We start from the raw sequence: 25,030 nt of genomic DNA on the forward strand, positions 1-25,030 counted from the left end.
AGATCCGAAAACAGATCAACCTTTTTTTTAGATCTTTTTACTGTTTGCTCAACTTTCAAGCAAATACTATTGAAATGGTATGGAAAGAGCTTACTTTAGGTCGTTTTTTGCACTCTTATTAACTATTTACTATAAATTTCATTGCTATGTTCAATTAAGACGTTAAGATAGCAAGTTCACAATGTTAAATTAATGTTTATTTCCTGTTTATTGGTAGATCAAAATGAAATTACCCGATCAAAAATCTTTTATCTTTGCAGTTATTCTTGCTGTTGTTGGTTTTGTTATCGTTAAGTTTGCACTTGCAAGCCTAGCATTAGACCCTGCACTACTATTTGGTGCTGGTTTATTAATTGGTGGACTTGTCATTGCTGCAATGTCATCAGTAAATGCAGAAGAAGCCGAAGTAAAAACAAAAACACTTTATGTTGGCAATCTTCCTTATCGCGCAAATGAAGGCGTTGTACGTGCTTTGTTCGAAGAGCAAGGCAAGGTATTTAATGTTCGTTTATTGAAAGATAAGAATACTGGCAAACGTCGCGGCTTTGGTTTTGTTGAAATGGCTCAAGCTGATGCGGATAACGCAATTGCTAAGTTAAATGATAGTGAGTTCCAACAACGTACTTTAAAAGTACGTGAAGCAAAACAAAAACAAGAAGATGATTCTAACTCTTATCGTTCAGAGTCGGATCAAACAGTGTAACTTGCTTAACGGCTAGTTTATCACTACATATATCAGCCGTTGCATAATACCGCAGCGGCTTTTTTATGCCTGCTTGATCATAGCTTAAATTCAGTAAAGATCTAACTCGCTTAGCAATAGCCGCACCAGAATCTAACAACTCTATATGTGCTTTAAAGTAATCACTAATTGGTTTAGCAAGAATAGGAAAGTGAGTACAGCCTAATACCAGCACATCGATATCTTTATTAATATTTAATCGGTTTAACTCAGCGTGCAGCTTTTCTATATCTAAGTGTTGGGTAAAAAAGAATGTTTCTGCCAGGGTGACCAATTCAACACTACTATATAAGCTTGTAGTTATAAGTGAGGCATGCTCTTTAATCAGTGTATCCGTATATGAACTTGCTACTGTAGCAGGGGTTGCCAATAATCCAATATGCTTTGATTGTGTTATTTGTGCTGCGGGCTTAATCGCAGGTACAACCCCTACAATTGGAATATCTGTTATTTGACGTACCGCACTTAATGCAGATGTTGAGGCGGTATTGCAGGCTATAACAATTAAGTCGACATTGAGCGACTCATTTTTGATAAATTGGATTAGTCCACATAAGCGACTAATTATAGTCTGCTGCGACTGTGCACCATAAGGCAATAATGCATTATCCATGAAGTAACTATATTGAGCGTGAGGAATGCTTTGCTGAATATGCTCAAGTACTGTGGTTCCACCTATACCTGAATCAAATACCATGATGTGCGCTGACAAACTACCATTCCTACTCTTTACTTAGAACGGCAGTTTGCCATGAGGCTTATATAAAAGAAAGTAGTTTTACTCAGCGTCTAGTTTTGCAGTAGCTGTGTTTAATTTATCTAAGTTTTCAAACATGGTGTTAGTGTAATCAACCAGTTTATCTATTTCTTGTTGATCTTGATTTAGCCATTGAATGATACCTGATAGCTGGCTTTCTAATCCTAGTGCTTGCGCTTTAGAGTAAGCCGATTTTAGATCATCATTAAAAGGCGCGACAGTTTCGGCAATGGCCTTTTCTGAGGTTGGCTTAATTTGTTCATACTCTTTAATAGCTGCCACAGTTTTGCTTTGACGTAAGTCCATTGAAAATGCCACCAGCTGTTCATTTCCTAAGCTGAGTTCTTGGGCTTGTTCAAATGCTTTATCTAAGTCGCCACTGAAAAAGGTTTTACTTACATCTTGTAACTCTGCCATTAAATCATTTATAGCTTGCTGTTCGTCTTCATTAAGCTCTCCATTTACTGACATAGAAAATGACAACTCGCGAGATTCAGAAAATTGCGTACTAAATGCTTGTGAGCTTTCAGTTTGCTGATAGCGACTAGATGACTGAGATTGATAAGCATCTGCAAAACTAATACTCACCTCATCACCTTCTGCGGTGGTAAAAGTGTAATCAGCGCTGTTACTAAGGTTCACATATTGCGATTGACTAACCGTTACGCTTGCTGGCTGAGGATTAAATAAGTTCTGCTCAAATTTATCAAGGCCATTAAAGATGCCCTCTTTTGATTTATCAATACCCTCTTCAAGCTCTTGATTAAATACGCCCATACCTTTTAATTCATCTATAGCTTCATCAACACCTGTTTGCACGCCTTTACGTGCCTGGTTAAGTATATCTTGTAGCTTGTCATCATCGGCACCATTGGCTTTGGCTTTTTTTACTGAGCTGGTCACAAAGTCTAAAACATTTTTGACTACTTCATTAAAATCAAATAATGGTTTGTCTTTTTTCGCTTCAGCAACCGGCAAGCCTAATTCTTTTGCCATTTTGTCACCTAATACGGCAGCTGCCAATTCTTTTCCGCGTTGCTGATAGCTAGTTGGTGGGGAGTCTATTTTAGGCTGTGGCATTGCTTGCTTAGTATTGTATTTATTGGCATTGCTGTTTGGAACAAAACTAAAGTTACCTATTTTCATGAGAAGACTCCTATTTAGACTTACTCTTTTATCGGCCAAGTAAGCCTATACTGTAGTAAAATGCTTAAAAAAAGCTCACTATATTTGATCAAAACTAGACAAATACGCTTCGCTCCCTACAATAGCGCCGATAAACAGATCTCAACGATAAGGTTATACCGTTAATGGCAGTTATAAATATAGATACCACGCAGTACGATGCACAATTAAATGAAAAAGAGCAGCGTATTACAGAGCAGTTTCAACGTTTCGGTGTAAAACAGTTAGAAGTATTTAGCTCTGAGCCTATTAACTACCGTCAACGTGCAGAATTTAGAGTATGGCACGATGGCGACGATCTGTTTCACATTATGTTTGATCAACAAACGAAAGATAAAATACGTGTTGATACCTTTGATCCTGCAGCTCCTTTAGTAGGTGAAGTTATGCAGGTAATGATTGATAACTTAAAAGGCTGCGAAGTACTGCGTCGTAAATTATTCCAAATAGATTATTTATCGACCCTCAGCGGTGAAATTTTAGTGAGCTTGCTTTATCACAAGCCACTTGATGAAAACTGGTTAACTGAGATTAATGCCTTAAAAGAAAAGCTAAGTAGCCAGTACAAAATTGACTTTATTGGCCGTGCACGTAAGCAAAAAGAAAAATTAGGCGATGACTTTGTTACTGAGCGTTTAGTGGTAAATGGCCAAGAGCTAATCTATCAACAGGTAGAAAATAGCTTTACTCAGCCTAATGCGAAGGTGAATATTAAAATGTTAGAGTGGGCACAAGAGCTATGTAAACCACTAAACAATGATTTACTAGAGCTGTATTGTGGTAACGGAAACTTTTCAATTGCACTTGCGGGCTCATTTAATAAAGTGCTGGCAACAGAAATATCAAAATCATCTGTACATTCAGCGCAATATAATATTGCTCAAAACAAAGTAACTAACTTAGATATTATTCGCATGTCGAGCGAAGAGTTTACTCAGGCAATGAAAGGCGAGCGTACTTTCTCTCGCTTAGATGGTATTGACCTTAGTAGTTACAACTGCCAAACCATTCTAGTCGACCCACCTCGTGCTGGCATGGATACCCTAACGTGTGATTTAGTGGCTAACTATGAGAATATTATTTATATATCATGTAACCCAGATACGTTAGAGCGTGATCTTGATCACTTAACACAAACCCATGAAGTTAAGCGCTTTGCAATATTTGATCAATTCCCTTACACACACCATATTGAATCTGGTGTATTTTTACAGAGAAAATAAAATCTAATACTATAATGCCAGCGCCTTGATAAGTGCTGGTATTTGCTCTTCACTAAATACTTTAACTTGATGCTTTACCAATAGCTTAGCGGTCAGCCCCATGCCTTTTACTTTCACCCCACTATGGCTTCCATCATAAATTGTATTACGGCCACACGAAGGGCTAGACTCTTTTAGTAAAGCAAAGCGGATATTATGCTTATTACAAAGGGCTAATGCTTTATTAGCGCCAGCTTCAAATGCACTTGTTACATCCTCAGCAGTATTTGTAATAACTCGATTTTGCTTTATCTCAGCGGGCGCTCTAGGCACGAGTAAACCACCAGCAATCTCAGGACAAAATACGATTAATCTATTTTGCTTTTGCCACAAATTAAGTTGAGGGTGCAATATTGTTTGGCCTTTACCATCATAACGTACTGGCAAACCTAACAAACAACTTGAGATTAAAATTTTTTTCATAATGAATTTTCTTCTACAAATAAAAAAGCTCCTTTCGGAGCTTTTTTATTTCACTAAACTACTTATTTATTTGCTAAGTAGTTAATAAGTGCGCTTACATCTTCTGGCGATGAAATACCTGACTCGCCACCTAAGTTAAGCTTATATTTACCATTAACAATAAATGTTGGAACGCCACGCAGTGCCCCTTTTCCTTTAAAGTAATCTTGGTCGCGCTTCATTTTAGAGCTCAGTGTACGTACCGAGAAGCTTTCAAATAGTTTATCAAATTTGTCGCCATCTACACCTTGCGCTAAAAATACATCTTTTACATCTGCAAGCTCATTAAAACGAGCACGCTTTGCGTGAATGTGGTCAAACATCGCTGAAATAATTTTATCTTTTTGCGGTAGTACTTCAGCAGTAGCTAGTGCTTGGCTGATCATGGTTTGATGTTCTGGGTCACGAACGCCCACGAAATCCACATGGCTTTTCTTGAACTTTACGTTTTTGTCTAGCTTAGGTTTGATCTCAGCAAGCAGTGGCTCCATGTTATTACATGCAGGGCAGTAAAAAGAGAAAAACTCTTTTACTTCTGGCTTTCTGGTTGCACGATCAGAGACGACATCATAATGTACGCCCTCTTCGTAAGTGGCAGCAAAACTGGTTGCAGCTAAAGGGAGTAATACAGCAAGCAACCCTGCTTTAACTAATTTGATCATTATTATAGTGCTCCAAAAATTATAGTTTTAGTAAAAAGCTAATTAACTCATCAAGTTCTTGTTGGCTCTTGATTGTATTAATATTGATTTTATATTTGTCATTTACGATAAATGTAGGTACGCCAGTTAATGCGCCAAGCTCAGAATATTTATTCTGCTTATCTTGCATGGCACGTTCAGCTGCTATGATAGGCAAACTAGCAATATCGTTATCAAATGTGCTGTTATCAATTGCGTTAAGCTCTAATAACTTCTTAACGTCTTTAATTTCTGTTAATGGTGCACGCTGAATATGGATGCTTTTAAAAATTTGCGCTGTTACTGCTTCGGCTTGACCATGTTTTTTTGCAATTAAGTAAGCAAAGCTCAGGTTACTTTGTGCTTGTGGTGAAACGCCCCCTAAAAAGTTAACATGATTTTTTACAAACTCAGCCCCTTCAGGTAAGTTTTCTGCAATCCCTTTTGCTACCGGCTCAAACTTAAAACAGTGCGGGCAATAGAAAGAGAAGAATTCGGTTACGTTTGGCGTTTTACTCTTTTCAACGTCAATCACAGTATATTGATTACCTGCTTCAAAGTTGGCAGCTAGTGCTGCGAAAGGTAAACATAGGATCAGTAAACTTAGTTTTAATTTTTTAAGCATGAATATCTCGTTATACTTCTTTTTTAAATAAAAATATTATGGCAATAATTTTAACGGGGCTTCTTGCAAAGCTGCAAGCTGTTCTTTAAGCGCTAAAATTTGTTGCTCCCAGTATTTGTCATCTGCAAACCATGAAAAGTTCCGTACAAAAGCTGGATCGCTCCAACGTTTTGCAACCCAACCCATGTAATGAATCATACGCATGGCGCGAAGCGGTTCGATCAGCTTCAGTTGTGAGTGATCAAAATCACAAAACTCTTCATACGCATTCACTAAAGTGTCTAACTGTAACAGCTGTGTTTGTCGATCGCCACTGAGCATCATCCATAAATCTTGAATTGCAGGTCCTTGGCGGCTATCGTCTAAATCAACAAACATCAGCGCATCCCCAGCCCATAAAATATTACCAGCATGGCAGTCTCCGTGTAAGCGAATACTGTCTACATTTTTATATTGCAGCTGCGCTTGGGCAATAACTAAATCTAAAATAGTGTAAAAGGAAGTCTCTAGTCCCATAGGGACTAAATTACTTTTTTGTAAATGAACTTTAGCTGTATGCAGGTATTCATCACAGCTAACGATTGGTCTTTGGGTAAAGGGCTGCGTTTTCGCTACTTGGTGCATGCGACCAATTAAACGCCCTAGTACGTCAAGCTGATCTAAATTATCGACTTCAAATAAACGCCCGCCTACACTTGGGAATAAAGTAAATAAATACCCTTGGTGTTCAAATAAACTTTGCCCATTATGCTTTATTGGCGCAACGACCGGTACTTCTGCGGCTGCCAGTTCAAAAGCAAAATCATGTTCCTCTTGAATTTGTGCTTTGCTCCAGCGCTCAGGCCGATAAAACTTAACAACGTAACGTTTTCCACCCTCAGCTACAAATTGATACACTCGATTTTCGTAGCTATTTAGCGCTAACAACCCTGACTCAGCGTAAATATCAACGCTTTCGATGGCATCCAAAATAAGATCTGGGGTTAAGTCAATAAAGCTAAATTTACTCATATACTTCTTATATAAAAGAAAAGCGGGAATATCCCGCTTTTTTGTTAATATCAGTGTTCGTCTTTTAATACAGACTCTTTATCGCGCTTTAAAAAAGTTACTTTGCTGCGATATTTGGTTATCGGGTTCGTTTATTGGCGACAGTACAAAGTTAAACTCGGTCATTGGCGCTTTTAAATCATAAGGGTCCATTACTAATGATAACGGTACATTATGCGATTCACCAGCGTTCACCGTAAAGGTGGTATCACCTATGTATTTATAGTTTTCTAACCCTTTAACATCAATAGAGAATGTTTGCTCGTATTGTGCCTTATTAATCACTTTTAAGGTGTAGGTGTTTTCAACTAGGCCATTAAAATCGACACGATACAACTGATTACGATCACGGATAATATCAAAGTCCATAGGTTTACGCATGGCTATATTGGCTACCAATGCACCAGTAAGCAAGACTAAAATAATGCTGTAACCAATTAGCTTAGGACGCAGCGGATGAGTTTTATTCTCTGGGGTTTCTAAGTTACGCTCAGTGGTATAAGAGATAAGCCCTCGAGGATAATTCATTTTGTCCATTACGCCGTCACAGGCGTCAATACACGCGCCACAGTTTATACACTCGTATTGCAGACCATTACGAATATCAATCCCAGTTGGGCAAACTTGCACACACAAGTTACAGTCAATACAATCACCTAACCCCAGCTCTTTTGGGTCTTGTTTACGTGACCGTGGCCCGCGGTTTTCACCACGCGCTTCATCGTAGCTTACAGTAAAGGTGTCTTTATCAAACATTGCTGACTGAAAACGTGAGTATGGGCATATATGTAAACACATAATTTCGCGCATCCAGCCCGCATTACCATAAGTACAAATAGTAAATACAATGATACTAACTAAGGCATAACCGCCTACGTTAAATGTGACAAATTCAGGGAGTAGTTCGCGAATAGGCGTAAAGTAACCAACAAAGGTTAACGCGGTATATAGAGAAAATAGCACCCAACTAGTGTGCTTTGCGGTTTTTCGCCAGAATTTATCAAAATCCATTGGCCGCTGATCTAACTTTTTACGTTGGTTAGCACTGCCCTCAAACTTTTCTTCAAACCAAATAAAAATAAAGGTCCATACTGTTTGCGGACAGGTATAGCCACACCATACGCGGCCATAAAAAGTAGTCACTAAAAATAGAGCAAACGCCGCAAGCATAAAAATAAATGCAAGAATAGTGAAGTCTTGTGGCCATAGGGTTAAACCAAAAATATTAAACTTTTGCTCCATTAGCTCAAACAAAACAGCTTGCTGGCCATTAAAGTTGATCCAAGGCAATAACATAAACGCTAACATGCCTAAAAAGCCGATACGTTGTCTTAGTAATTGATGAAGCCCTGTAACCGCACGTACATAAATGCGATTGCGGGGGTTAAATCTATCTTCTTGACGGCTCAGATCAGGTTTTTGGATCTTAACCTCTGTTGGTATGTTTTTTACTTTAATTTGCTTATCCATTGAAGTTCCTCAACGCCGCTAGGAAATAAAAATTCAGCAATCTTTTTGTACTTTTCGCCTAAGTGTAACAACTTGCATGCTAAACATAATACGCTTTAAGTCGCACTTGTGTACTTTCAGATATTTCAGAAATATCTAACTACTGCCTCTTATTATACGCATATTAGCTAAAATTACTGACTAGATTGCTAATAATTTATTCAATTTGTGACTTGCTTTTAAGGTGTATTTTATTACACTTGCCGGCTACTAAAGTGTTGTTTGGATCAAGGTTTGTATATTTATGAAGAAATTTTTTATACTAGTGGTTGTGATCCTAGCATTTTTTACCGTTGATCATCCTTTGGTAAAAGAGCCGCGCGAACGGTTGCTCGGTGATGGTATCGGTTTGTTAAGCAGCTCAACTAAAGTAGATCGCTTTCCTGTAGCAACCATGACGAGAAATAAGGTGAATCAACAGTTAGCACTTTCTCGTTCTGAGCAAGACTATGTTGCTAAAACATTTACTACGGATGAATCAGTCAAGTTATTTGAACTACGCTATTGTCGCCAAGGTGATCTAAACCTCTATTTTTACGAAGAACGATTACTTACTGTATGTCGTATTATCAAAGAGTCATTAGCGCAAGCGAGAGTAAAGTAATGGATTTTTCTGGATTAAATAAAAAAGCAAGTAACTCATTTCATAAACATCGCACCATGCTTAAGCAATTGGCACAGGGTAAAACGTTAAAATGCGAACATTGTAATGGCGTATTAACCCTTAACTTAGCCACCAGCGAACCCGGTAAAGGAGTAATACAGTGCAAACAAGGTTGCACTGATATTGAATTAGAAATTGGCGGTTAGGTGTTAAGAACAACGTTTAAGCGCTAGAAAACTTACTCCTCCCACCCTTCATCAGTATACAAGCCACTGTTAAGCGCTACAATTTCGATAAGTTCAGCAAAACCTAATGCAAAGTCGCCCATTAACTCGTACTGCTGCTCACATAAGTGTAATTCATCAATATTATTTTGCTGTGCAATTTGCGTAATGATTGGTTTATCGAGAGCAAAAAAACTGAGCGTAGCCTGTGCGCTTTCAAGCGCTTGCTTATATTGAATGTCTAGTTGCTCACTTGCAAGTAACTTATGGGTATACGCTTGGCTTGCGGTTAAAAAACCCGCTGACCACTGCTGGCAAAACTCATATTCAAACTCAGCGGGTAACTTATAACCCAACTCAAATACTTGCTCACTCACCTGATGGTGTAATGCCATAAACAAAAATAACATGTCTTCATCAAGGTCGTTTGCTGTATCAGGGAGAATATTTTCTAACCATTGGTGAACTTCTAGCGGCTCAGGTGAACATATAACGCCAAATAAATAACCTTGGCTTTGGGTAAGGCTCATTGCGCCTGATTGGGTATTTAAAAACTCGCTGAGCAGCTTGGCATGCTGCTCAGTAAACTGAGGTATTTGCATTAAAACTCTTTATATAAAATATTAAAATTTAAGTGGGTAACGACCTTGGTTATCTGGTCTGCCTAAAAACTTCACCGCGTCATGAACTTCTTTGGGTAAAGTTAGATCAGGTTTAACATATCCCGCAACTTTAAAGTCAAAATTAGCCTTTAGTGTAGCATCTGCCTCAAGCCCTAATCTATTGTCTGGCTCGATGAGTATAGCAACATCGCCCGACTTACAACTTAATTTGCCACTGAGATCACCAATATTGAACCAACCAGTTAAACCTTGTACGTCAATATCAGGGCTGGCTATTTCACCTTGTAGTGATTGGCAATATGGCGCCCCAGAAACGTATTCATCAAGCTCTAAAATTACACGCCCTTTAGCAGTAACTGGTAACGGTAAATCAATTCGCTGCATTGCTCGCTCAACCGTTGAACGCACTACGGTATCAGTTATTTTAAGCTCATCATTTGCTAGTGAATAACTAATATCCGCATAGCCAGATATGTCACTGCGTTCGCGAGGGTTACCAAAACGTAAGTTAGTATTTACTTGAGCTTTAAATAACGACCAGCCAGATATATCCCAGCGTACATTATTTAATTGCTCACCTTCAAAGCGCAGCTGCATCACCTGCCCCTGCCACAACGTGCCAACTGTTTGTCCTATTTCTAGCTGCGGTGGAAAATACGGTTTAGCTAAATTTACAGCAACCGCAGCCGGTAATTTAATAACGCTAAAAACAATAAAGCTCATTAAAAAAACGATGGATAATATTATTATTTTTTTCATTAACTACTTCTCTAATACTAAACGGCTTACGCGTACATAACCGGATTTATCATCTTGGCTTAAATCTAGATTTTCTACGCTTAAACCATGCTGATTAACGAGCTCGTCAATCCATTGGATTAATAGATTAAACTCTACTGAGTCGAGCGTTAAACGAAGTGAGTTATCATTAGGCTGCATTTTACTAATATTAATGCTGTAACGGCCGCGCGTATTATTAACTATTTGGCTGAGATTTTGATTACTCACAGCTTGCGTTTTACCCGCGGCTTTGAGCTTAACAATACTCTCGTCTACCCAGGCTAACAATTCTTGCTGCTTTATTTGTGATTGCTGCGCTCGCTCTATTGCAGTATTTAAAGGCCTAAAAACCCCCATCACCAAAACAAAGATGATAAATACACCGCCTGCAACCATAATTAATTGTTGCTCTTGCTCTTTTAATGAACGCCAATATTGCATTAACTGCTGCTTCATTGTGCACCTCGCAGTCTGATTTCGCCGACGATAAAATCGCCATCATTATTTAACGAGCCCTGCTCAACAGTAACCCCTTGCTGCTCTAGAATGGCTTTAACCTTACCAAAAGTTTGAAAGTCTTTACCACGCGCTCGAATGCGCAATTCATTACGGCGTTTGTCAAAGCGTAATGTTTGTGGCGTAAACTCATTCACTTGCGAAAACACGCTAACCAATTTACTGGTTAAATCTAAAAAGCCAGCATCGCTAACACCTTGTACTTTATTCAATGCACCCTGTATTTGATTTTTAATTAAATGAGGGCGTACTCGTGTGCCGGGAAAGGCTTTTTGATATCGCTCTACGACTTGCGATTTAGCTACTTCTAGCTGCGAATTAAGCTGATGCAATTCAACCGCTTTAATAGTCACACTTGATACCAAGGCAACCACACTAATAATGGCAGCACTTTTCCAGTAACCCCACCATAACGCAGTTTTCTTTTTAAGGGTGTAAGGTCCTTGACGCAAATTAAACTTAAGTTTATCAAGTTGTTTAGCAAATAATGCTAACGGTAACTCATAGTCACTTGTTTGCGGATATAAGTTAAGTGCTTCAGGAAACTGATCAGCAGGGCTGTAATGCTTGATATCTGGGTTGCCTAATGCTACTAAATACTCTTTTAGCCAACTGCTTTCAACCGCGCTAATATGCCAGTCACCTTGTTTAAAGAGCCACTGTTTATTAAGTTCGATGGCAGTAACACATGACTCTTCAGCGCCTGGCAATAGCAATGCATCCGGTACTATTTGATATGGGGTGAGTTGATGTTGTTCAAATACTTCTAACCAGTGCTCAAACCAATCACGGTTCGTTAGCGCAATCTTAATTGCATGCTGCTCATCAACCATAGTTGGCTCCCCAAGCGCGATATAAATGTCGTCTATATCGCATGCAAGATCTTCTTCGAGCATATAGGGCAATGCTTGCTCTAATTTACGGCTCCACTTTGTTGGCAGTGTCACCGTTTTTAATTGCACCTGGTCACATGGTAAAAGTACCACAAGTTCTCGGGTTAATGCTTTTTCAGTTAGTTCACTTAACTGATTGGCATTTTGTAGCTCGCCACTGGCTATTATTTCTTGTTCTTGTGGTGAGTATATTAACCAGTTAAGTAAATCTTGCTCGGTTTGACCCGTGCGGATCAACAGTATCTCTGTCACTGTACGCCTCCAAATTTTCGCGCCAGTATCGTTACCTCGCCATTGCTGGCATACAGTAATGTGGTCATCGAAAAACGCAAATCAACAAATTTTGCCTGCGTTTGTAATTTAAAATATTCACTTTTTAAACTAAAAAGCTTTTCTACTGCTTTGATATTTTTGCCGCCTTGTTGTTTAACAGACTCAAAAAACTCTTCAATATTATCAAAGCCATTTTCAGGTCGCGCTGCAATTACCGCTTGAGCACCCGAAACACTCAGTTCGTCTATTAGGCCACTGAACAATAAAGCTTGCTCTTCAGTGACCGTATTAACATTAATTGAAAGTAACGTACTGCCAGGGATCACACAGACAAAAGGCAGCACCTTTTCCATCACTAAAGGGTTAAACCCTTTAATTAAACGCAGTTCAGATACCGAAGCAAATAGGCTATTTGCTGTCATGTACGGAAACTGACGCGATAAATACTCGCCCTCTTCAGCTCCTGAGCGATACGTAATACTATTTTTATCTAACCAGTCAAAAACACTATCAGCCATACCTTCTTCAGACTCATCACTGGGTAAGTCTTCTATATTTTCTAATATGGCAAACAACGCTTTATGCGCAGGGTTCGTTTTATTAGTACTGTTTGGGTCAGGCTCAGCACCAAGCGCATTTAAGTTTAAACAGGCTTGTAAATCAGTTAACTGACCGCTTAACGTGCCGTTATCAACTGGATACTTAACATCACCTTGCTTTGCCCACGGCTGCGCTAAGGTGGTTTTTTCTGGATCGTCTTTTTTACTTTGAATTAAGCCTTTAATAGCTAATTCTTCAGCGCCATAAGCATACCATTTAGCCTGTTGCTGACTCTGCAAGTTAGTACTTCTTTGAACCTGTAACATTAAGTTCGCACTCATTTCTACGGCTAAAATAGCAGCCAGCGCGACAATAAATAACACAATAACTAACGCCGCGCCGCGTGATGTTTTTTGATTCATCAAGGCGTTCCTCGGCCATTTGGTTGCGATTGGTTAGTACCATCATTAACTGGTTTAGGTAACTCTTTACCGAGTCCTGGCACTAAAAAAACGCGCCTAATTGGTTCTGCGTTCATTTGCTTTAACGTTACAGCTACCGCTTTAGGTAACGCCTTAATTTGCCAGTTTTCTTGCCACTCTGCGTTACCATCTAAAAACTCAAACTTAAGCTCTTCTACGTCAGCTAAAACAACTTGGCTACGAGGCTCCATATTATCAAGTTGATCAACATAAATGCGATATACTCGTTCTAAGTTGTCATCAATGACTCGATAACCAACAGCTTGCAGCTCTGAGCGAGGAAGCAAATTAATGGGATTCATCCAACCATCACGCACAAAGGCAATGCCATCAAGCTGGCTTTCTAAAATGTAGCGCCCTGCAAGTAAGTAACTCTCTTGAAAATCCCCAGCTTCATTACGCACTTGGCGTTTAGTCATTTGGCTAAAGTCTTGATCCATTAGCCTGAAGGCTGTTTGTAACCCATTTAGCTCAGCAATTTTTTCATCTGATGCTTCTTTGGCACGCGTGGTGGTATCAAGTATTTGGTGGGTGGCCATAATAACAAACGCCAACACCCCTAGTGCCACCATCACTTCTAATAATGTAAAACCGCGCTGCTTCACTTATGGCTTACCTTTATTTAAGTAAGTACTTAACTCATAAATTGAATTTTCATACTTATCATCTGTAAACACATTAATAGTGACCTTTACAAAGCTTTTATCAGCAGTGGGCACAACATCTTGGCGCCAAAACCATTCAATCCCCGCCATCATCTCAGTGCCGCGGGTACCATTTTTACCTTGCCATTTTTCGCCTTTCGTTCGTTGTTCTACCAATACATTCTCGGCTACCCATGAGCCATACGTTTGCTCTTCAATACTCGATAAGTGATGAATATGCTCACCAGTTGCTTGCATTGCAGCAATACCCGCCATAGCACAAATACTTAGCGCAACTAAGACTTCTAATAAGGTAAAACCTTGGTGTTTTTTCATTATTGGGGCTCTCGACGAAAATCAACTGGCGCTGCAAATTTACCTTCAATAAAATATACCGGCTCCGCCTGATCTTTTAACTCAAGCATAAGCTGAAATGCACTTACATCAGCAGAGGATAAAAGAAGTACTTGAGGAACTTTTAATTTTTTAAGTTCTAATAAACTATCTTCATTATCGCCACTCATTAACTCACGCCAGTTAGACTGCTCTAATAAGTTATCTTGTGCCCAAGGTAGGTCTTCTAGATTAAGTGTTACTTTAAATTGCTGGTCAAACTCAATTGGTTTAAATAACTCTTCCCGCTCAAAGCTGGTCCACTTTTCGCCATCAAACACTAAAAACTCAAGCGTATTTTGATCAACTAATAAACCTAACTCTACCTGATTAAGTACGGCAAATTCCGATGCGGCATTAATGGTGGTATGCAGCCTACTTGCTTGCTTATCTAGCTCTTCCTCTGCGCCGCCATCTAAGCTGTATACCACCATTTTGGTGGCAAAGGCGATGATCACCAATACCACTAAAATTTCTATTAAACTAAAACCATATTGCTTCGCACTCAGGTGCTTAAGGTTTACCCGCATGGTAAACCCCAATCAACTAAGTTTAAGCGTATGATTAAGTTAATGCCCATTACTGCTTATCTTCACCCCAGTTACCAATATCATCCTCAGTAGCCGGTTCGCCATCAGGCCCCATTGAAAAAATATCAATTTTACCTACTTCACCTGGGTAAATAAGTTGGTAAGGGTTGCCCCATGGATCTTCTGGCAATTTACTAATAAAACCGCCATCAGGAAAACGCTTTGGGATAGGCTCAATGCTGGTTTTAGTTACCAACGCCTCAAGCCCTTGCTCTGTACTCGGGTAGCTTTTATTTTTTAACTTGTAAAGGCTAACGGCATCTTCTAACTGCTGAATATCTAAATGCGCTTTATCAATAGCCGCTTCTTCTTGCTGACCCATAATATTAGGTGCCACAATCGACATGATCATCCCGATGATAACCAATACCACCATCACTTCTAATAAAGAAAAACCTGATTGTTTATTCACGTTATTACCTCGTTATTCTAAAAACACTAAACAAAAATGATTTAAGTAAATCATTAATATAAAAAATAATTAAAGGCCAACAGCCTTATTCATTGCCATAATTGGCTGCAAAATTGCCATTACTATAAACAGTACAATGACTGCCATAGAGGCAATCATTGCGGGTTCTAATAATTTTAATGACACATTGACCATACTTTCAAACTCGCGATCTTGATTGTTAGCGGCTCGCTCTAACATTTGCTCAAGTTCACCAGACTTTTCACCACTGGCTATCATATGCAGCATCATTGGTGGAAACAACTTAGTTTGCTGCAGTGAAGCACGTAGGCTTGCCCCTTCACTTACTCTTTCTGCGGCATCAGCCACAGCTTGTTTGATTTTTTCGTTAACTAATACCCCACCAGAAATACGCATTCCTTCTAGTAGCGGTACTGAACTTGACGATAAAATACTTAAAGTACGAGCAAAGCGCGCTGTGTTAATCCCTCTAGCAACTTTACCTATGCCTGGCATATGTAATACTTTTTCATCCCACCAAAACCGTACCTTAGGTTTTTTAAGCGCATACTTGATTCCAACCGCGGTAGCGGTGATCACCAGCAAACTTATAAACCAGTAATTTTGCACAAAATGACTACCTGCCATAACCCACTCGGTAGTCCAAGGTAAAACTTGTTTGGTTTTTTCGAACGTTTTTAATATTTTAGGTACTACGGTACCTAATAACACCGAAACAATACCAATAGCAAACACCACCAAAATAATCGGATACACCATAGCCTGCGTAATTTGACTGCGCATATGTTGGCGCTGCTCGGTATAATCAGCTAGCCTGTTGAGCACTTGATCTAAGTGACCTGACTTTTCACCTGCCGCCACCATAGCGCGGTATAAATCGTCAAATACATGCGGAAACTCACTCATACCGTCAGCCAGAGTATAACCTTCTACTACTTTGGAGCGCACCGACATTAACATACGTTTTAAGCGTGGTTTTTCACACTGCTCAGCAACCGCCATTACCGCCCCTTCTACAGGTAGGGCAGACTGAATTAAGGTTGCAAGCTGACGAGTGATCAAAGCGAGATCGGCAGTTGATATGGTTGGTTTAAATAAAGAACCGAGTAAAGGTACTTTTTGACCTTTAACTTGTTTGTCATCTTGCGCAGCAGGCACCACCTCAAGTGGTGTGAGCTTTTGATCGCGCAGAAGCTGACGAACTTGCTTAGCTGTATCGGCTTCTAAAATACCTTTTTTTTCTTTTCCCCGGCCATCTAATGCGCGGTATTCAAACGCTGCCATAGCTAGCCTTCCTCACGCGTTACGCGCAGTACTTCTTCAAGCGTTGTTTTACCTGCAAGAACACGGCTGCAGCCATCTTGACGAATGCTTGGGCTGTGCTTACGAATGTATTTCTCTACGCTTTGCTCACCTTTACCGCTGTGGATCATTTCACGAATGGTTTCGTCGACAACTAATAACTCGTGAATACCAGTACGACCTCGGTAGCCATTAAAGTTACACTCTTCACATCCTACCGCGCGGTAAATCGTCGGTGCATTGTCAAACGGTACGCCGAGTAATTCACATTCACGCTCATCTGCAACGTGACCTTCTTTACAGCTATTACATAGAGTACGTACTAAGCGCTGGGATAACACCCCCAGTAATGAAGACGATAATAAAAACGGCTCAACGCCCATATCTTCCATACGAGTGATTGCACCTGAGGCGGTATTAGTATGTAACGTAGACATAACTAAGTGGCCAGTAAGTGATGCTTGCACACCAATTTGGGCTGTTTCTAAATCTCGTATTTCACCGACCATAACTACATCAGGATCTTGACGTAAAATGGCGCGCAGACCACGGGCAAAAGTCATATCAACCTTGGTATTAACCTGTGTTTGGCCAATACCTGGGATTTCGTACTCGATTGGATCTTCAACCGTTAAGATATTACGATCTCGCGAGTTAATTTGGCTCATACCTGCATATAGCGTGGTACTTTTACCAGAGCCTGTAGGACCTGTTACTAAGATTATACCGTGAGGCTTGCTAATTAAGTCGGCAAACAGCTCTCGGTTTCGAGCTGTCATACCTAAGTCTTCTAGGTTTAAACGTGCATTGTTTTTATCAAGCAAACGTAGTACCACGCGCTCACCAAAGCTCGATGGCATAGTCGACACACGCACATCTACAGCGCGCCCAGCTATACGCAAACTAATACGGCCATCTTGCGGTATGCGCTTTTCTGCAATATCGAGTTTGGCCATTACTTTAATACGCGATACCAACAAAGAGGCTAGTTTACGATTAGGTTTTAAAACTTCTTTGAGTACGCCATCCACCCGAAAACGAATAACCAGCTCTTGCTCAAATGTTTCAATGTGAATATCAGAGGCACCTTCTTTAATTGCCTCACTGAGCATGGCATTAATCAGCTTTATAATTGGCGCATCGTCGTCACCGGCAAGTAAGTCTTCAGTTTGAGGAAGCTCATCAGCTAGTGAGAATAAATCAACCTCATTACCAATATCTTCCATCATTTGCTGAGTTTCTGAGCTATCACGTTGATACGATGCTTCTAGTAATAGCTCAAACTTATCATCTTCTAGTTGCTCAAGTGTAAAGCCATGTCCTGCAATACGGCGCACTTCTAATAATACATCAACATCCAACTCGCCACGATAGTAAACAACTCGGTTATCCTTATGTTTACTAAGTAACGCACCCACCCGTCTGGCATATGAAAACGGCAAACGTTTTGCAGGCAGTTCAATTAAGTCATCTTGAGCAAGCTGTTCATCATTACTGTGAGTAATTGGATGAACAACATCTTGATTAATATCTTCTATCGCATTAGTCATCATTACGCTCTTGTGCATTTTGTTTGCGTAAATGCTCTTCGTACGTAGGAGGTAGCACTAGTTCGTCATTCCACTCAGGTAAAATAGGCGTGTCTGACTTTGGCATCAAATTAATACCATCTTCACGTTTTTTAAATTGCTCGCCGCGAATAAAGTTATATTTATTAAAGCTAAGTTTATTCATGCTAACGCCATCGCGAATAATGGTCGGTCTTATAAATACAATAAGATTACGCTTACGCTTCGTTGTATTAGTAGACTTAAATAAGTGCCCTAAAATAGGGATGTCGCCTAGTAATGGTACTTTTGACACGCTTTCTTGCACATCTTCATCTATCAAGCCGCCTAATACCACCATGCCGCCATCATCGGCCATCACGGTTGTTTTAATTGCGCGTTTATTCACTGAAATATCAACTGCCGTTGCACCACTTACACTGGAAACTTCTTGCTCAATGGTTAATTGCACTGCAGAACCATCGTTAATTTGTGGTGTCACTTTAAGTTTTATACCCACTTCTTGACGCTCAACCGTTTGAAATGGATTTTCATTGTTACTACCTGTTTGTGAACCGGTAATAATAGGCACTTCTTGACCAACTAAAATAGACGCCTCTTCGTTATCCATAGTGGTAATAGATGGAGTCGCTAGGATATTAGAATTAGTATCGGTTGAAACCGCTTGTACGATTGCACCCCAGTCATTTTTAATTACCCCCATGGCCAAACCATTAATGCCACCAAGTAATGATGCAAGCGGGCCGTAGTCGCCTTCTTTTGTTTCATCATATTCAGTTGGAGTACCCGTCTCTGTTCCAATAATCGTTTTAGTTACTGTTTTATCTCGTGCTTGCTCAGCAGCTACAGCTAAAGCACCGACAGGCACAGTGGTACCATTATTAAATTGCAGCATGCCGCCTTCTTCTGAAATCCATTGCAGGCCAAAGTTAACGCCATCGCCTTCCATTACTTCAATAATAATGGCTTCCACTAGTACTTGTGCGCGGCGAATATCTAAGCGCTCAATAACAGATTCTAGTGAACGCATAGTATCTGGCTGGGCGGTAATGACTAATGAATTTGAATCTGGGTGAGCTTCAATGCTAGTGTCGTTTTTATTACTACTACGTGATTTAGTAGCTCCACCTTGCGTGTCCTCTGCTAGCGATTTGCTCACACCTTGGAGTACTTTTACTAAATCTTCGGCCTTTGCGTAGTTGAGGTAAAACACTTTGGTATTACCTTGACTTTCCAGTTCTCCATCTAAACGTTTAATGAGCTCAATGGCCCGTGTGCGTGCTTGGCCTTCACCACTAACAATCACACTATTAGTACGACCATCAGCCACCACTTTAGGAATTAAAAACTCAGGTACGCTACCCTTACCACTGTCTTTATAGATATTTTCAACCACTGAGACAACATCATCAGCCGTTGCGAACTTAAGCTTAACGATATCGACTCGCTTATCACCCGCTTGGTCAACAGAGCGAATAATTTCTACTAAGCGGTTAACCGAGGCTGCATGACCAGTTAGCATCATTACGTTGGCCGCATTAAAGTTAGCAACGTGACCGCCGTCTTTTTGGTCGCTAAATTGGCGAACTAAAGGGCCTAACTCTTGTACGCTTACATTTTTAACTCGCACAACCCGTGTAATCATCATATCGCCAAGCGCTTGGCTATCAGCAGTAATTAATGGCACGTTTGATTTTTTGGCATCTGAGCTTTTTTCTATCTTTATTATGTTGTTATCCATTTCGACGGCTGAATAACCGTAAACTTCTAAAACATTTAAAAAGAATTGATAGTAAAGTGCCTCATCCATTAATTCGTAACTACGTACATTTACTTTGCCACGCACGTTAGGATCAATAATGATGGTTTTATTAAGGTTTTTGCCAACAATATTAATAAACTCATTAATATCTGTGCCCTTAAAGTTAGCAGCGTATTCAACAGCAGCAACCGACATAGAAAGACTTGCCGCTAAAAAAAGTGCTGCATACTTAGCTAACCCTTTTTTAATTTTTTTGAGGTGTAGCACCTGAACCATTATGTTAAAACTCCAAAGCTAAGTTATTGCAGACTAAATAGTACATCTATTTGCTCACCATCACGCTCTATTGTGATAGTTGCATCTGTACTGTTTCGCAGCTCATTCATTGCTGCCATTGCCTGTTTTAAATCTGTTAATTGATAACCGTTAATTGCCACGGCTAAATCGTTATTTTGTAATCCCATTTGTTTAAATAGTTCGGGCTCTTTACCTGGACTCAAACGATAACCTATAAGTTCCCCATCATTCATCGCTTGAGAAACACGTATATAATCAAATAGCTTGCCAGGTTCTTCTAAAAGCTCTTCGCGAGTTTCTATTAATGCTTCTTTCACCTCAAGGTTGGCAGTGGCATCAATTTGTTCATCGCTTTGTGCTGAAGGCGCTAAAGGCCCCATTTCAGACTCATCTCGCGCAGCGAGTACCGGCATAGACACTGTTTTAGTAAAGTCGAGCCCATCAAGCATTAAGGTTTCAAAGCGACCACTTACATCTAGAATCACACGATCTGGGAGTATTTGCGATACTTTTGCACGTGTACCTTGCACCACATCCTCTACTAAATAACTCGTCTGGCGACCTTGCGACTCAATAATAGCCATTCCCGCCTTATCATCATTACTAACAGCAACGATACCGGTTAAATTAATACTAAGACGCGTTTCAGGGGCATTATTAATGACTTTAGTTTGCGAAGCAGTATTGGTGTTTTTTGTTACATTTACTTTACCAAATAAAAATTGCTCAATGATCGAATCTACAGACTGGTTATTGCCACCCACAGCTTGATTAGAATAGCTGATAGGGGCAAGAGGAGATGTTACTGGCTGCGGCCATAATAGCCACATCAGTTTTGATAATAAAAATGCAATATAAACAACAACTAAAACCATAACCATTGCGCTTAATTTAGCTTGCGGTAAACGGTTTAATAACTGCTTAAATTGTTGAACGTGCTGTTCCATAGGTAGTGTTCTTATTTTAATTTATAACGAAATCACTCAGCCATAGTACCTTTTCATTTTTCATTCAACAAGCACGCTAATATTAAACTTTGTAAACAGATTAATTTATTTATCGTATCAGCTATCAAGCAATAGCTACATGCGGTAACGGTTTCGTGATAATTTACCTAGGCAGTAAATTTACTAGGGATGTTTTATGACAAAGAAAACTAAACTCAATGACAGCTCAGAAAACGCTGACGCACTTAAAGTGAGGTTGGACAAATGGTTATGGGCGGCTCGATTTTATAAAACGCGTGCAATAGCTCGAGAAATGGTACAAGGCGGCAAAGTACATTATAATGGGCAACGCAGTAAGGCTAGTAAAATTGTAGAAATTGGCGCAGTTATAAAGCTAGCTCAAGGCGTTGATGAAAAAACCATCACAGTATTAAATATACTTGAAAAGCGCCAAAGCGCCCCCATTGCACAGACCATGTATCAAGAATCTGATGCTAGTATTGCTAAGCGTGAAGAAAATAGTATTGCACGCAAAAATAACAGTTTCTTTGCCCCTCATCCGGATAAAAAACCAGATAAAAAGCAAAGACGCGAACTTTTAAAAATGAAATCAAGTTAGGTATAGCCGCTCATGCAACAAGATTTACTTCACCGCTATTTATTTGACAACCTCGATGTTCGTGGCGAACTCGTACAAATAGACAACGCTTACAATGAAATGATTGCGAAACACAATTATCCAGAGCCCGTTAAAGCATTATTAGGTGAGCTGCTTGTTGCAACCTGTTTATTAACAGCAACGTTAAAGTTTGAAGGCGAAATTGCAGTTCAACTACAAGGTGATGGCCCCGTAAAATATGCGGTGATCAATGGAGATGATCAACAAAATATGCGTGGTATTGCGCGATTACAACATGAAGTTACTGGTTCAACGGTAAAAGAGCTCATTGGCCAAGGCTACATGGTTATCACGATTACTCCAACTCAAGGTGAGCGTTACCAAGGTATAGTACCTTTAGAGCATGATACATTAAGTGAATGTATAGAAAGCTATTTTGAGCAGTCTGAGCAATTAAAAACGCGCCTTTGGTTTGCAACCGATACTGAAGAAGGCAGCGCCAAAGCATGTGGGCTATTTTTACAAGTGCTACCTGTAGATAAACAAAAATCGATTGAAGATTTTGCTCACTTAGAAGCACTCAGCAATACTATTAAAGATGAGGAGCTACTAGAGCTTGATGCCAATACTATTCTAACGCGCCTTTATCATGAAGATAACCCACGCGTATTTGACCCTCAACCAATTCAATTTAAATGTGGCTGTAATCGCGAAAAAACGATGACAGCTTTAGTTAATGTTGGTCAACAAACGCTTTTGGATGATGTCGAAAAAAATGGTGAGATTAAAATTAGCTGTCATTACTGTTTAAAAGATTATGTATTTAACGAACAAGATATAAAAAGTATATTTAATTAATCTAGCTTTTTAAAACACACTATAAAATAGCCATAATTTTTTATGGCTTTTTTGTGCCCAAAAAATGACACCGGTATCACAAGCTGAGCATTTTTCATGACACCGGTATCATTGAAATTATTCATGTTTTTTCCTTAATTTATATGTTTTTACGGCGTTTATAAGCTCGAATATCCTTAATCCATCTGTTACTATATTTGCAGCTTAAAGGTTACTAAGACCCAGAGCTATCCCGTTCAATCTCACACAATTTAGGTATAAACATGACTTCAAGCGCTACCCGTTTTGTCGATCTAACTGCAGCTGAACTTGTCGAACACGCTATCAGCCGTGGCGAAGGGACTTTAGCCGCCAATGGTGCTTTTGTAGCTAACACTGGTCGTCGTACCGGTCGTTCTCCAAAAGATCGTTTTATTGTTCAAGAATCAAGTACTGAAAATGAAATCCAATGGGGTAATGTAAATCGCCCATTCGATGCAGATAAGTTTGACGCCTTATGGGCACGTGTAGAAGCACATGTGCAAAGCAACGACCACTTTATCTCTCACCTTGAAGTAGGCGCTGATCCAGAGCACTACCTTCCAGTGGTTGTAACAACAGAAACTGCTTGGCACCATATCTTCGCTAAAAATATGTTCATCCAACCACAATCATACAACAAAGCCGACTTTCCTCAGTGGCAAGTAATGAACGTACCTTCGTTTGTATGTGATCCAGAGCGCGATGGTACCAATAGCGATGGCACAGTTATTATTAACTTTGCACAACGTAAAGTGTTACTTGCTGGCATGCGCTACGCGGGTGAAATGAAAAAATCGATGTTCTCTGTGCAAAACTTCCTACTACCAGCGAAAGGTGTATTACCAATGCACTGTTCTGCTAACGTAGGTGAAGCAGGAGATACCGCATTATTCTTTGGTTTATCTGGTACAGGTAAAACAACATTATCAGCAGATCCAACTCGCTTCTTAATCGGTGATGACGAGCACGGCTGGGCACCAGGTAGTGTATTTAATATCGAAGGTGGTTGTTACGCTAAATGTATCGACCTTTCTCAAAAGAACGAACCTGTTATCTGGGACGCTATTCGATTCGGTACAATTTTAGAGAATGTGGTACTTGATGAAAACCGTGTTCCTGATTTCAACGATACCAGCCTAACTCAAAATAGCCGTGCAGCTTACCCACTAGAGCACGTTGAAAAACGTAAAGTTGAAAACCGCGCAGGTGAGCCTAAGGCTGTTGTTTTCCTAACATGTGATGTGAGTGGTGTACTACCGCCGGTATCTGTTCTAACCGAAGAAGCTGCAGCATTTCACTTCCTAAGTGGCTACACAGCAAAAGTTGGCTCTACAGAAATTGGTTCTACTAGCGATATTGAATCAACATTCTCAACCTGTTTTGGTGCTCCTTTCTTCCCACGCCCTGCAGGTGTATACGCAGAGCTTCTAATGAAGCGTGTACGTGAATTCGGCGCTAAAGTTTACCTAGTTAACACTGGATGGACAGGTGGCCCTTACGGTATTGGTAAGCGTTTTGATATTCCAACAACACGAGCTGTTGTGGATGCAATCGTATCTGGAAAATTAGCCGGTGTAGAAACCCAACACATTGACGTGCTAAACCTAGACGTACCAGTTGCAGTACCGGGCGTAGATAGCAAGCTTCTTAACCCAATCAATACCTGGGAAGACAAAGCTAAATACGCAGAGTATGCGGCTAAGCTTGCATCTGATTTCACAGAAAATTTTGCTAAATACGACGTATCTGACGAAATTAAAAACGCAGGCCCTAAAGTTTAATAATCACCTTTAGCCTGATAATTAAAACGCCAACCTTGAGTTGGCGTTTTTGATCCTATCTATTTTACTTCAGCAACATAGTTACTTTAATAATTGCTGATAAGCCACCTATTAGCTAAAACGTTTTCCCTATGTTTTGTGCATTCCTTAATAAAGGCTCACCGAGAGCCTATTAAGCTTTAAAGTAGCAGTTACTAGTTTGTATATCTCAAATTAAACGCTATTAAACTATGTCACATTAGTACAGTTACAGGTTGTCATCAGCAATGAAACAATACTGTAGGGTAAATCTGTCCAATACCTCACTCTTTACCCTGTTAGAGCACATAAAACAACACTAGCTATTACTGGTAAACTCCTACGAACACAAGAAGGCTCAAGTCATTCGAGTCTTGCTTGCTTGTATTTGGAGTCGGTGCGCTACTTTTATAGCGACAAAGCAGAATGTTCTTCTGGGACAGCGTTGATAGCCTTAATAAAGGCATGGAGGTGGCTTTAGGCTGTTATTATTTTGCTTTTAACCTAATGCCTTTAACCTTTTACCTTCGTTTTTCACTTTTCTGCAGACGTAAAAAAGCCCGACTCTTTCGAATCGGGCTTTCTCTTAT

Annotated in this window: 28 protein-coding genes; 7 read left to right on the forward strand and 21 right to left on the reverse strand. The window is 39.9% G+C overall.

Annotated features, from left to right (window positions below; genetic code table 11):
* Nucleotides 1-223 precede the first annotated feature (223 nt).
* A complete protein-coding gene (locus CWB75_RS13870) occupies nucleotides 224-703 on the forward strand; it encodes an RNA recognition motif domain-containing protein (RefSeq protein ID WP_138570964.1) in 480 nt (159 codons plus the stop codon).
* On the opposite strand, the gene murI is transcribed toward CWB75_RS13870, so the two are convergent.
* A complete protein-coding gene (murI, locus tag CWB75_RS13875) occupies nucleotides 666-1,454 on the reverse strand; it encodes a glutamate racemase (protein WP_138570965.1) in 789 nt (262 codons plus the stop codon). The two genes, CWB75_RS13870 and murI, sit on opposite strands and share 38 nt — an antisense overlap.
* A gap of 66 nt (nucleotides 1,455-1,520) precedes the next feature.
* Nucleotides 1,521-2,645: a DUF5610 domain-containing protein gene (locus CWB75_RS13880; RefSeq protein ID WP_138570966.1), complete on the reverse strand. Its 1,125-nt coding sequence runs from the start codon at nucleotides 2,643-2,645 to the stop codon at nucleotides 1,521-1,523.
* 164 nt (nucleotides 2,646-2,809) lie between these two features.
* Between CWB75_RS13880 and trmA the strand changes: the two genes are divergently transcribed.
* Nucleotides 2,810-3,907 carry a tRNA (uridine(54)-C5)-methyltransferase TrmA gene (trmA, locus tag CWB75_RS13885; RefSeq protein WP_138570967.1) on the forward strand — a complete coding sequence of 366 codons (1,098 nt, stop codon included), beginning with the start codon at nucleotides 2,810-2,812 and terminating at the stop codon, nucleotides 3,905-3,907.
* 9 nt (nucleotides 3,908-3,916) lie between these two features.
* On the opposite strand, the gene CWB75_RS13890 is transcribed toward trmA, so the two are convergent.
* From CWB75_RS13890 to ccoG, 5 genes are all read right to left on the reverse strand, one after another.
* On the reverse strand, nucleotides 3,917-4,369 hold the full coding sequence (locus CWB75_RS13890; protein WP_138570968.1) for a 2-thiouracil desulfurase family protein: 453 nt from the start codon (nucleotides 4,367-4,369) through the stop codon (nucleotides 3,917-3,919).
* 62 nt (nucleotides 4,370-4,431) lie between these two features.
* A complete protein-coding gene (locus CWB75_RS13895) occupies nucleotides 4,432-5,070 on the reverse strand; it encodes a thiol:disulfide interchange protein DsbA/DsbL (protein ID WP_008113400.1) in 639 nt (212 codons plus the stop codon).
* Between the two features lie 19 nt (nucleotides 5,071-5,089).
* Nucleotides 5,090-5,713, reverse strand: coding sequence for a thiol:disulfide interchange protein DsbA/DsbL (locus tag CWB75_RS13900; protein ID WP_036980428.1), 624 nt, complete (start codon nucleotides 5,711-5,713; stop codon nucleotides 5,090-5,092).
* A 36-nt stretch (nucleotides 5,714-5,749) separates the two neighbouring features.
* Nucleotides 5,750-6,724, reverse strand: a complete 975-nt coding sequence (locus CWB75_RS13905) for a serine/threonine protein kinase (protein WP_055013406.1) — start codon at nucleotides 6,722-6,724, stop codon at nucleotides 5,750-5,752.
* 78 nt (nucleotides 6,725-6,802) lie between these two features.
* Nucleotides 6,803-8,233: a cytochrome c oxidase accessory protein CcoG gene (ccoG, locus tag CWB75_RS13910; protein ID WP_138570969.1), complete on the reverse strand. Its 1,431-nt coding sequence runs from the start codon at nucleotides 8,231-8,233 to the stop codon at nucleotides 6,803-6,805.
* Between the two features lie 283 nt (nucleotides 8,234-8,516).
* On the opposite strand from ccoG, the gene CWB75_RS13915 reads away from it, so the two are divergent.
* Nucleotides 8,517-8,876 carry a hypothetical protein gene (locus CWB75_RS13915; RefSeq protein WP_010393028.1) on the forward strand — a complete coding sequence of 120 codons (360 nt, stop codon included), beginning with the start codon at nucleotides 8,517-8,519 and terminating at the stop codon, nucleotides 8,874-8,876.
* Complete coding sequence (locus tag CWB75_RS13920) at nucleotides 8,876-9,082, forward strand: hypothetical protein (protein ID WP_010393026.1); 207 nt, start codon at nucleotides 8,876-8,878, stop codon at nucleotides 9,080-9,082. The genes CWB75_RS13915 and CWB75_RS13920 overlap by 1 nt, the downstream gene beginning before the upstream one ends.
* 32 nt (nucleotides 9,083-9,114) lie before the next feature.
* Here CWB75_RS13920 and CWB75_RS13925 read toward each other — a convergent pair whose 3' ends face one another.
* From CWB75_RS13925 to gspC, 13 genes are all read right to left on the reverse strand, one after another.
* Nucleotides 9,115-9,702 carry a UPF0149 family protein gene (locus CWB75_RS13925; protein WP_055013405.1) on the reverse strand — a complete coding sequence of 196 codons (588 nt, stop codon included), beginning with the start codon at nucleotides 9,700-9,702 and terminating at the stop codon, nucleotides 9,115-9,117.
* Nucleotides 9,703-9,723: 21 nt separating this feature from the next.
* Complete coding sequence (locus CWB75_RS13930) at nucleotides 9,724-10,482, reverse strand: type II secretion system protein N (protein WP_055013404.1); 759 nt, start codon at nucleotides 10,480-10,482, stop codon at nucleotides 9,724-9,726.
* A 3-nt stretch (nucleotides 10,483-10,485) separates the two neighbouring features.
* Nucleotides 10,486-10,959, reverse strand: a complete 474-nt coding sequence (locus CWB75_RS13935) for a type II secretion system protein M (RefSeq protein ID WP_010393021.1) — start codon at nucleotides 10,957-10,959, stop codon at nucleotides 10,486-10,488.
* On the reverse strand, nucleotides 10,956-12,164 hold the full coding sequence (gene gspL / locus CWB75_RS13940; protein WP_075169548.1) for a type II secretion system protein GspL: 1,209 nt from the start codon (nucleotides 12,162-12,164) through the stop codon (nucleotides 10,956-10,958). The genes CWB75_RS13935 and gspL overlap by 4 nt, the downstream gene beginning before the upstream one ends.
* Entirely contained in the window at nucleotides 12,161-13,147 is a 987-nt protein-coding gene (gspK, locus tag CWB75_RS13945) for a type II secretion system minor pseudopilin GspK (protein ID WP_138570970.1), read from the reverse strand. Before gspK ends, gspL begins: the two co-directional genes overlap by 4 nt.
* The gene (gene gspJ, locus CWB75_RS13950) at nucleotides 13,147-13,812 is read right to left on the reverse strand and encodes a type II secretion system minor pseudopilin GspJ (protein ID WP_010393015.1); all 666 of its coding nucleotides are present in this window, start codon (nucleotides 13,810-13,812) and stop codon (nucleotides 13,147-13,149) included. Before gspJ ends, gspK begins: the two co-directional genes overlap by 1 nt.
* Nucleotides 13,813-14,187: a type II secretion system minor pseudopilin GspI gene (gene gspI, locus CWB75_RS13955; protein WP_138570971.1), complete on the reverse strand. Its 375-nt coding sequence runs from the start codon at nucleotides 14,185-14,187 to the stop codon at nucleotides 13,813-13,815.
* Nucleotides 14,187-14,774, reverse strand: coding sequence for a type II secretion system minor pseudopilin GspH (gene gspH, locus CWB75_RS13960; protein ID WP_010393010.1), 588 nt, complete (start codon nucleotides 14,772-14,774; stop codon nucleotides 14,187-14,189). The genes gspI and gspH overlap by 1 nt, the downstream gene beginning before the upstream one ends.
* Before the next feature lie 49 nt (nucleotides 14,775-14,823).
* On the reverse strand, nucleotides 14,824-15,246 hold the full coding sequence (gene gspG / locus CWB75_RS13965; RefSeq protein ID WP_010393008.1) for a type II secretion system major pseudopilin GspG: 423 nt from the start codon (nucleotides 15,244-15,246) through the stop codon (nucleotides 14,824-14,826).
* A 69-nt stretch (nucleotides 15,247-15,315) separates the two neighbouring features.
* Nucleotides 15,316-16,551 (reverse strand): type II secretion system inner membrane protein GspF, encoded by a 1,236-nt coding sequence (gspF, locus tag CWB75_RS13970; RefSeq protein WP_138570972.1) that lies wholly within the window; start codon nucleotides 16,549-16,551, stop codon nucleotides 15,316-15,318.
* A gap of 2 nt (nucleotides 16,552-16,553) precedes the next feature.
* Entirely contained in the window at nucleotides 16,554-18,119 is a 1,566-nt protein-coding gene (gspE, locus tag CWB75_RS13975; protein WP_010393003.1) for a type II secretion system ATPase GspE, read from the reverse strand.
* Nucleotides 18,112-20,175: a type II secretion system secretin GspD gene (gspD, locus tag CWB75_RS13980; RefSeq protein ID WP_054202941.1), complete on the reverse strand. Its 2,064-nt coding sequence runs from the start codon at nucleotides 20,173-20,175 to the stop codon at nucleotides 18,112-18,114. The genes gspE and gspD overlap by 8 nt, the downstream gene beginning before the upstream one ends.
* 23 nt (nucleotides 20,176-20,198) lie before the next feature.
* A complete protein-coding gene (gene gspC, locus CWB75_RS13985; protein ID WP_138570973.1) occupies nucleotides 20,199-21,143 on the reverse strand; it encodes a type II secretion system protein GspC in 945 nt (314 codons plus the stop codon).
* A gap of 196 nt (nucleotides 21,144-21,339) precedes the next feature.
* Here gspC and hslR point away from each other — a divergent pair, with 196 nt between their 5' ends.
* On the forward strand, nucleotides 21,340-21,762 hold the full coding sequence (hslR, locus tag CWB75_RS13990; protein WP_010392996.1) for a ribosome-associated heat shock protein Hsp15: 423 nt from the start codon (nucleotides 21,340-21,342) through the stop codon (nucleotides 21,760-21,762).
* A gap of 12 nt (nucleotides 21,763-21,774) precedes the next feature.
* A complete protein-coding gene (hslO, locus tag CWB75_RS13995) occupies nucleotides 21,775-22,620 on the forward strand; it encodes an Hsp33 family molecular chaperone HslO (RefSeq protein WP_055013398.1) in 846 nt (281 codons plus the stop codon).
* Here the strand turns inward: hslO and CWB75_RS19295 are convergent.
* Entirely contained in the window at nucleotides 22,617-22,745 is a 129-nt protein-coding gene (locus tag CWB75_RS19295) for a hypothetical protein (RefSeq protein WP_008113428.1), read from the reverse strand. The genes hslO and CWB75_RS19295 overlap by 4 nt on opposite strands.
* Nucleotides 22,746-22,883: 138 nt before the next feature.
* Here CWB75_RS19295 and CWB75_RS14000 point away from each other — a divergent pair, with 138 nt between their 5' ends.
* Nucleotides 22,884-24,422, forward strand: coding sequence for a phosphoenolpyruvate carboxykinase (locus tag CWB75_RS14000; RefSeq protein ID WP_010392990.1), 1,539 nt, complete (start codon nucleotides 22,884-22,886; stop codon nucleotides 24,420-24,422).
* The last annotated feature ends 608 nt before the right edge of the window (nucleotides 24,423-25,030 follow it).

Origin of the sequence: Pseudoalteromonas sp. S1608 (assembly GCF_005887265.1) — a bacterium.
Classification (GTDB): domain Bacteria; phylum Pseudomonadota; class Gammaproteobacteria; order Enterobacterales; family Alteromonadaceae; genus Pseudoalteromonas; species Pseudoalteromonas undina.

Bases quoted from the DNA above. Each gene is read 5' to 3' on its own strand.
- CWB75_RS13900 (WP_036980428.1), bottom strand. From the start codon at position 5,713: ATGCTTAAAAAATTAAAACTAAGTTTACTGATCCTATGTTTACCTTTC.
- CWB75_RS13895 (WP_008113400.1), bottom strand. From the start codon at position 5,070: ATGATCAAATTAGTTAAAGCAGGGTTGCTTGCTGTATTACTCCCTTTA.
- ccoG (WP_138570969.1), bottom strand. From the start codon at position 8,233: ATGGATAAGCAAATTAAAGTAAAAAACATACCAACAGAGGTTAAGATC.
- CWB75_RS13920 (WP_010393026.1), top strand. From the start codon at position 8,876: ATGGATTTTTCTGGATTAAATAAAAAAGCAAGTAACTCATTTCATAAA.
- CWB75_RS13880 (WP_138570966.1), bottom strand. From the start codon at position 2,645: ATGAAAATAGGTAACTTTAGTTTTGTTCCAAACAGCAATGCCAATAAA.
- gspD (WP_054202941.1), bottom strand. From the start codon at position 20,175: ATGGTTCAGGTGCTACACCTCAAAAAAATTAAAAAAGGGTTAGCTAAG.
- hslR (WP_010392996.1), top strand. From the start codon at position 21,340: ATGACAAAGAAAACTAAACTCAATGACAGCTCAGAAAACGCTGACGCA.
- CWB75_RS13905 (WP_055013406.1), bottom strand. From the start codon at position 6,724: ATGAGTAAATTTAGCTTTATTGACTTAACCCCAGATCTTATTTTGGAT.
- gspF (WP_138570972.1), bottom strand. From the start codon at position 16,551: ATGGCAGCGTTTGAATACCGCGCATTAGATGGCCGGGGAAAAGAAAAA.
- gspE (WP_010393003.1), bottom strand. From the start codon at position 18,119: ATGACTAATGCGATAGAAGATATTAATCAAGATGTTGTTCATCCAATT.
- CWB75_RS13890 (WP_138570968.1), bottom strand. From the start codon at position 4,369: ATGAAAAAAATTTTAATCTCAAGTTGTTTGTTAGGTTTGCCAGTACGT.
- hslO (WP_055013398.1), top strand. From the start codon at position 21,775: ATGCAACAAGATTTACTTCACCGCTATTTATTTGACAACCTCGATGTT.
- gspC (WP_138570973.1), bottom strand. From the start codon at position 21,143: ATGGAACAGCACGTTCAACAATTTAAGCAGTTATTAAACCGTTTACCG.
- gspK (WP_138570970.1), bottom strand. From the start codon at position 13,147: ATGAATCAAAAAACATCACGCGGCGCGGCGTTAGTTATTGTGTTATTT.
- CWB75_RS13925 (WP_055013405.1), bottom strand. From the start codon at position 9,702: ATGCAAATACCTCAGTTTACTGAGCAGCATGCCAAGCTGCTCAGCGAG.
- CWB75_RS13935 (WP_010393021.1), bottom strand. From the start codon at position 10,959: ATGAAGCAGCAGTTAATGCAATATTGGCGTTCATTAAAAGAGCAAGAG.
- CWB75_RS13930 (WP_055013404.1), bottom strand. From the start codon at position 10,482: ATGAAAAAAATAATAATATTATCCATCGTTTTTTTAATGAGCTTTATT.
- CWB75_RS13915 (WP_010393028.1), top strand. From the start codon at position 8,517: ATGAAGAAATTTTTTATACTAGTGGTTGTGATCCTAGCATTTTTTACC.
- CWB75_RS19295 (WP_008113428.1), bottom strand. From the start codon at position 22,745: ATGAATAATTTCAATGATACCGGTGTCATGAAAAATGCTCAGCTTGTG.
- trmA (WP_138570967.1), top strand. From the start codon at position 2,810: ATGGCAGTTATAAATATAGATACCACGCAGTACGATGCACAATTAAAT.
- CWB75_RS13870 (WP_138570964.1), top strand. From the start codon at position 224: ATGAAATTACCCGATCAAAAATCTTTTATCTTTGCAGTTATTCTTGCT.
- gspH (WP_010393010.1), bottom strand. From the start codon at position 14,774: ATGCGGGTAAACCTTAAGCACCTGAGTGCGAAGCAATATGGTTTTAGT.
- CWB75_RS14000 (WP_010392990.1), top strand. From the start codon at position 22,884: ATGACTTCAAGCGCTACCCGTTTTGTCGATCTAACTGCAGCTGAACTT.
- gspI (WP_138570971.1), bottom strand. From the start codon at position 14,187: ATGAAAAAACACCAAGGTTTTACCTTATTAGAAGTCTTAGTTGCGCTA.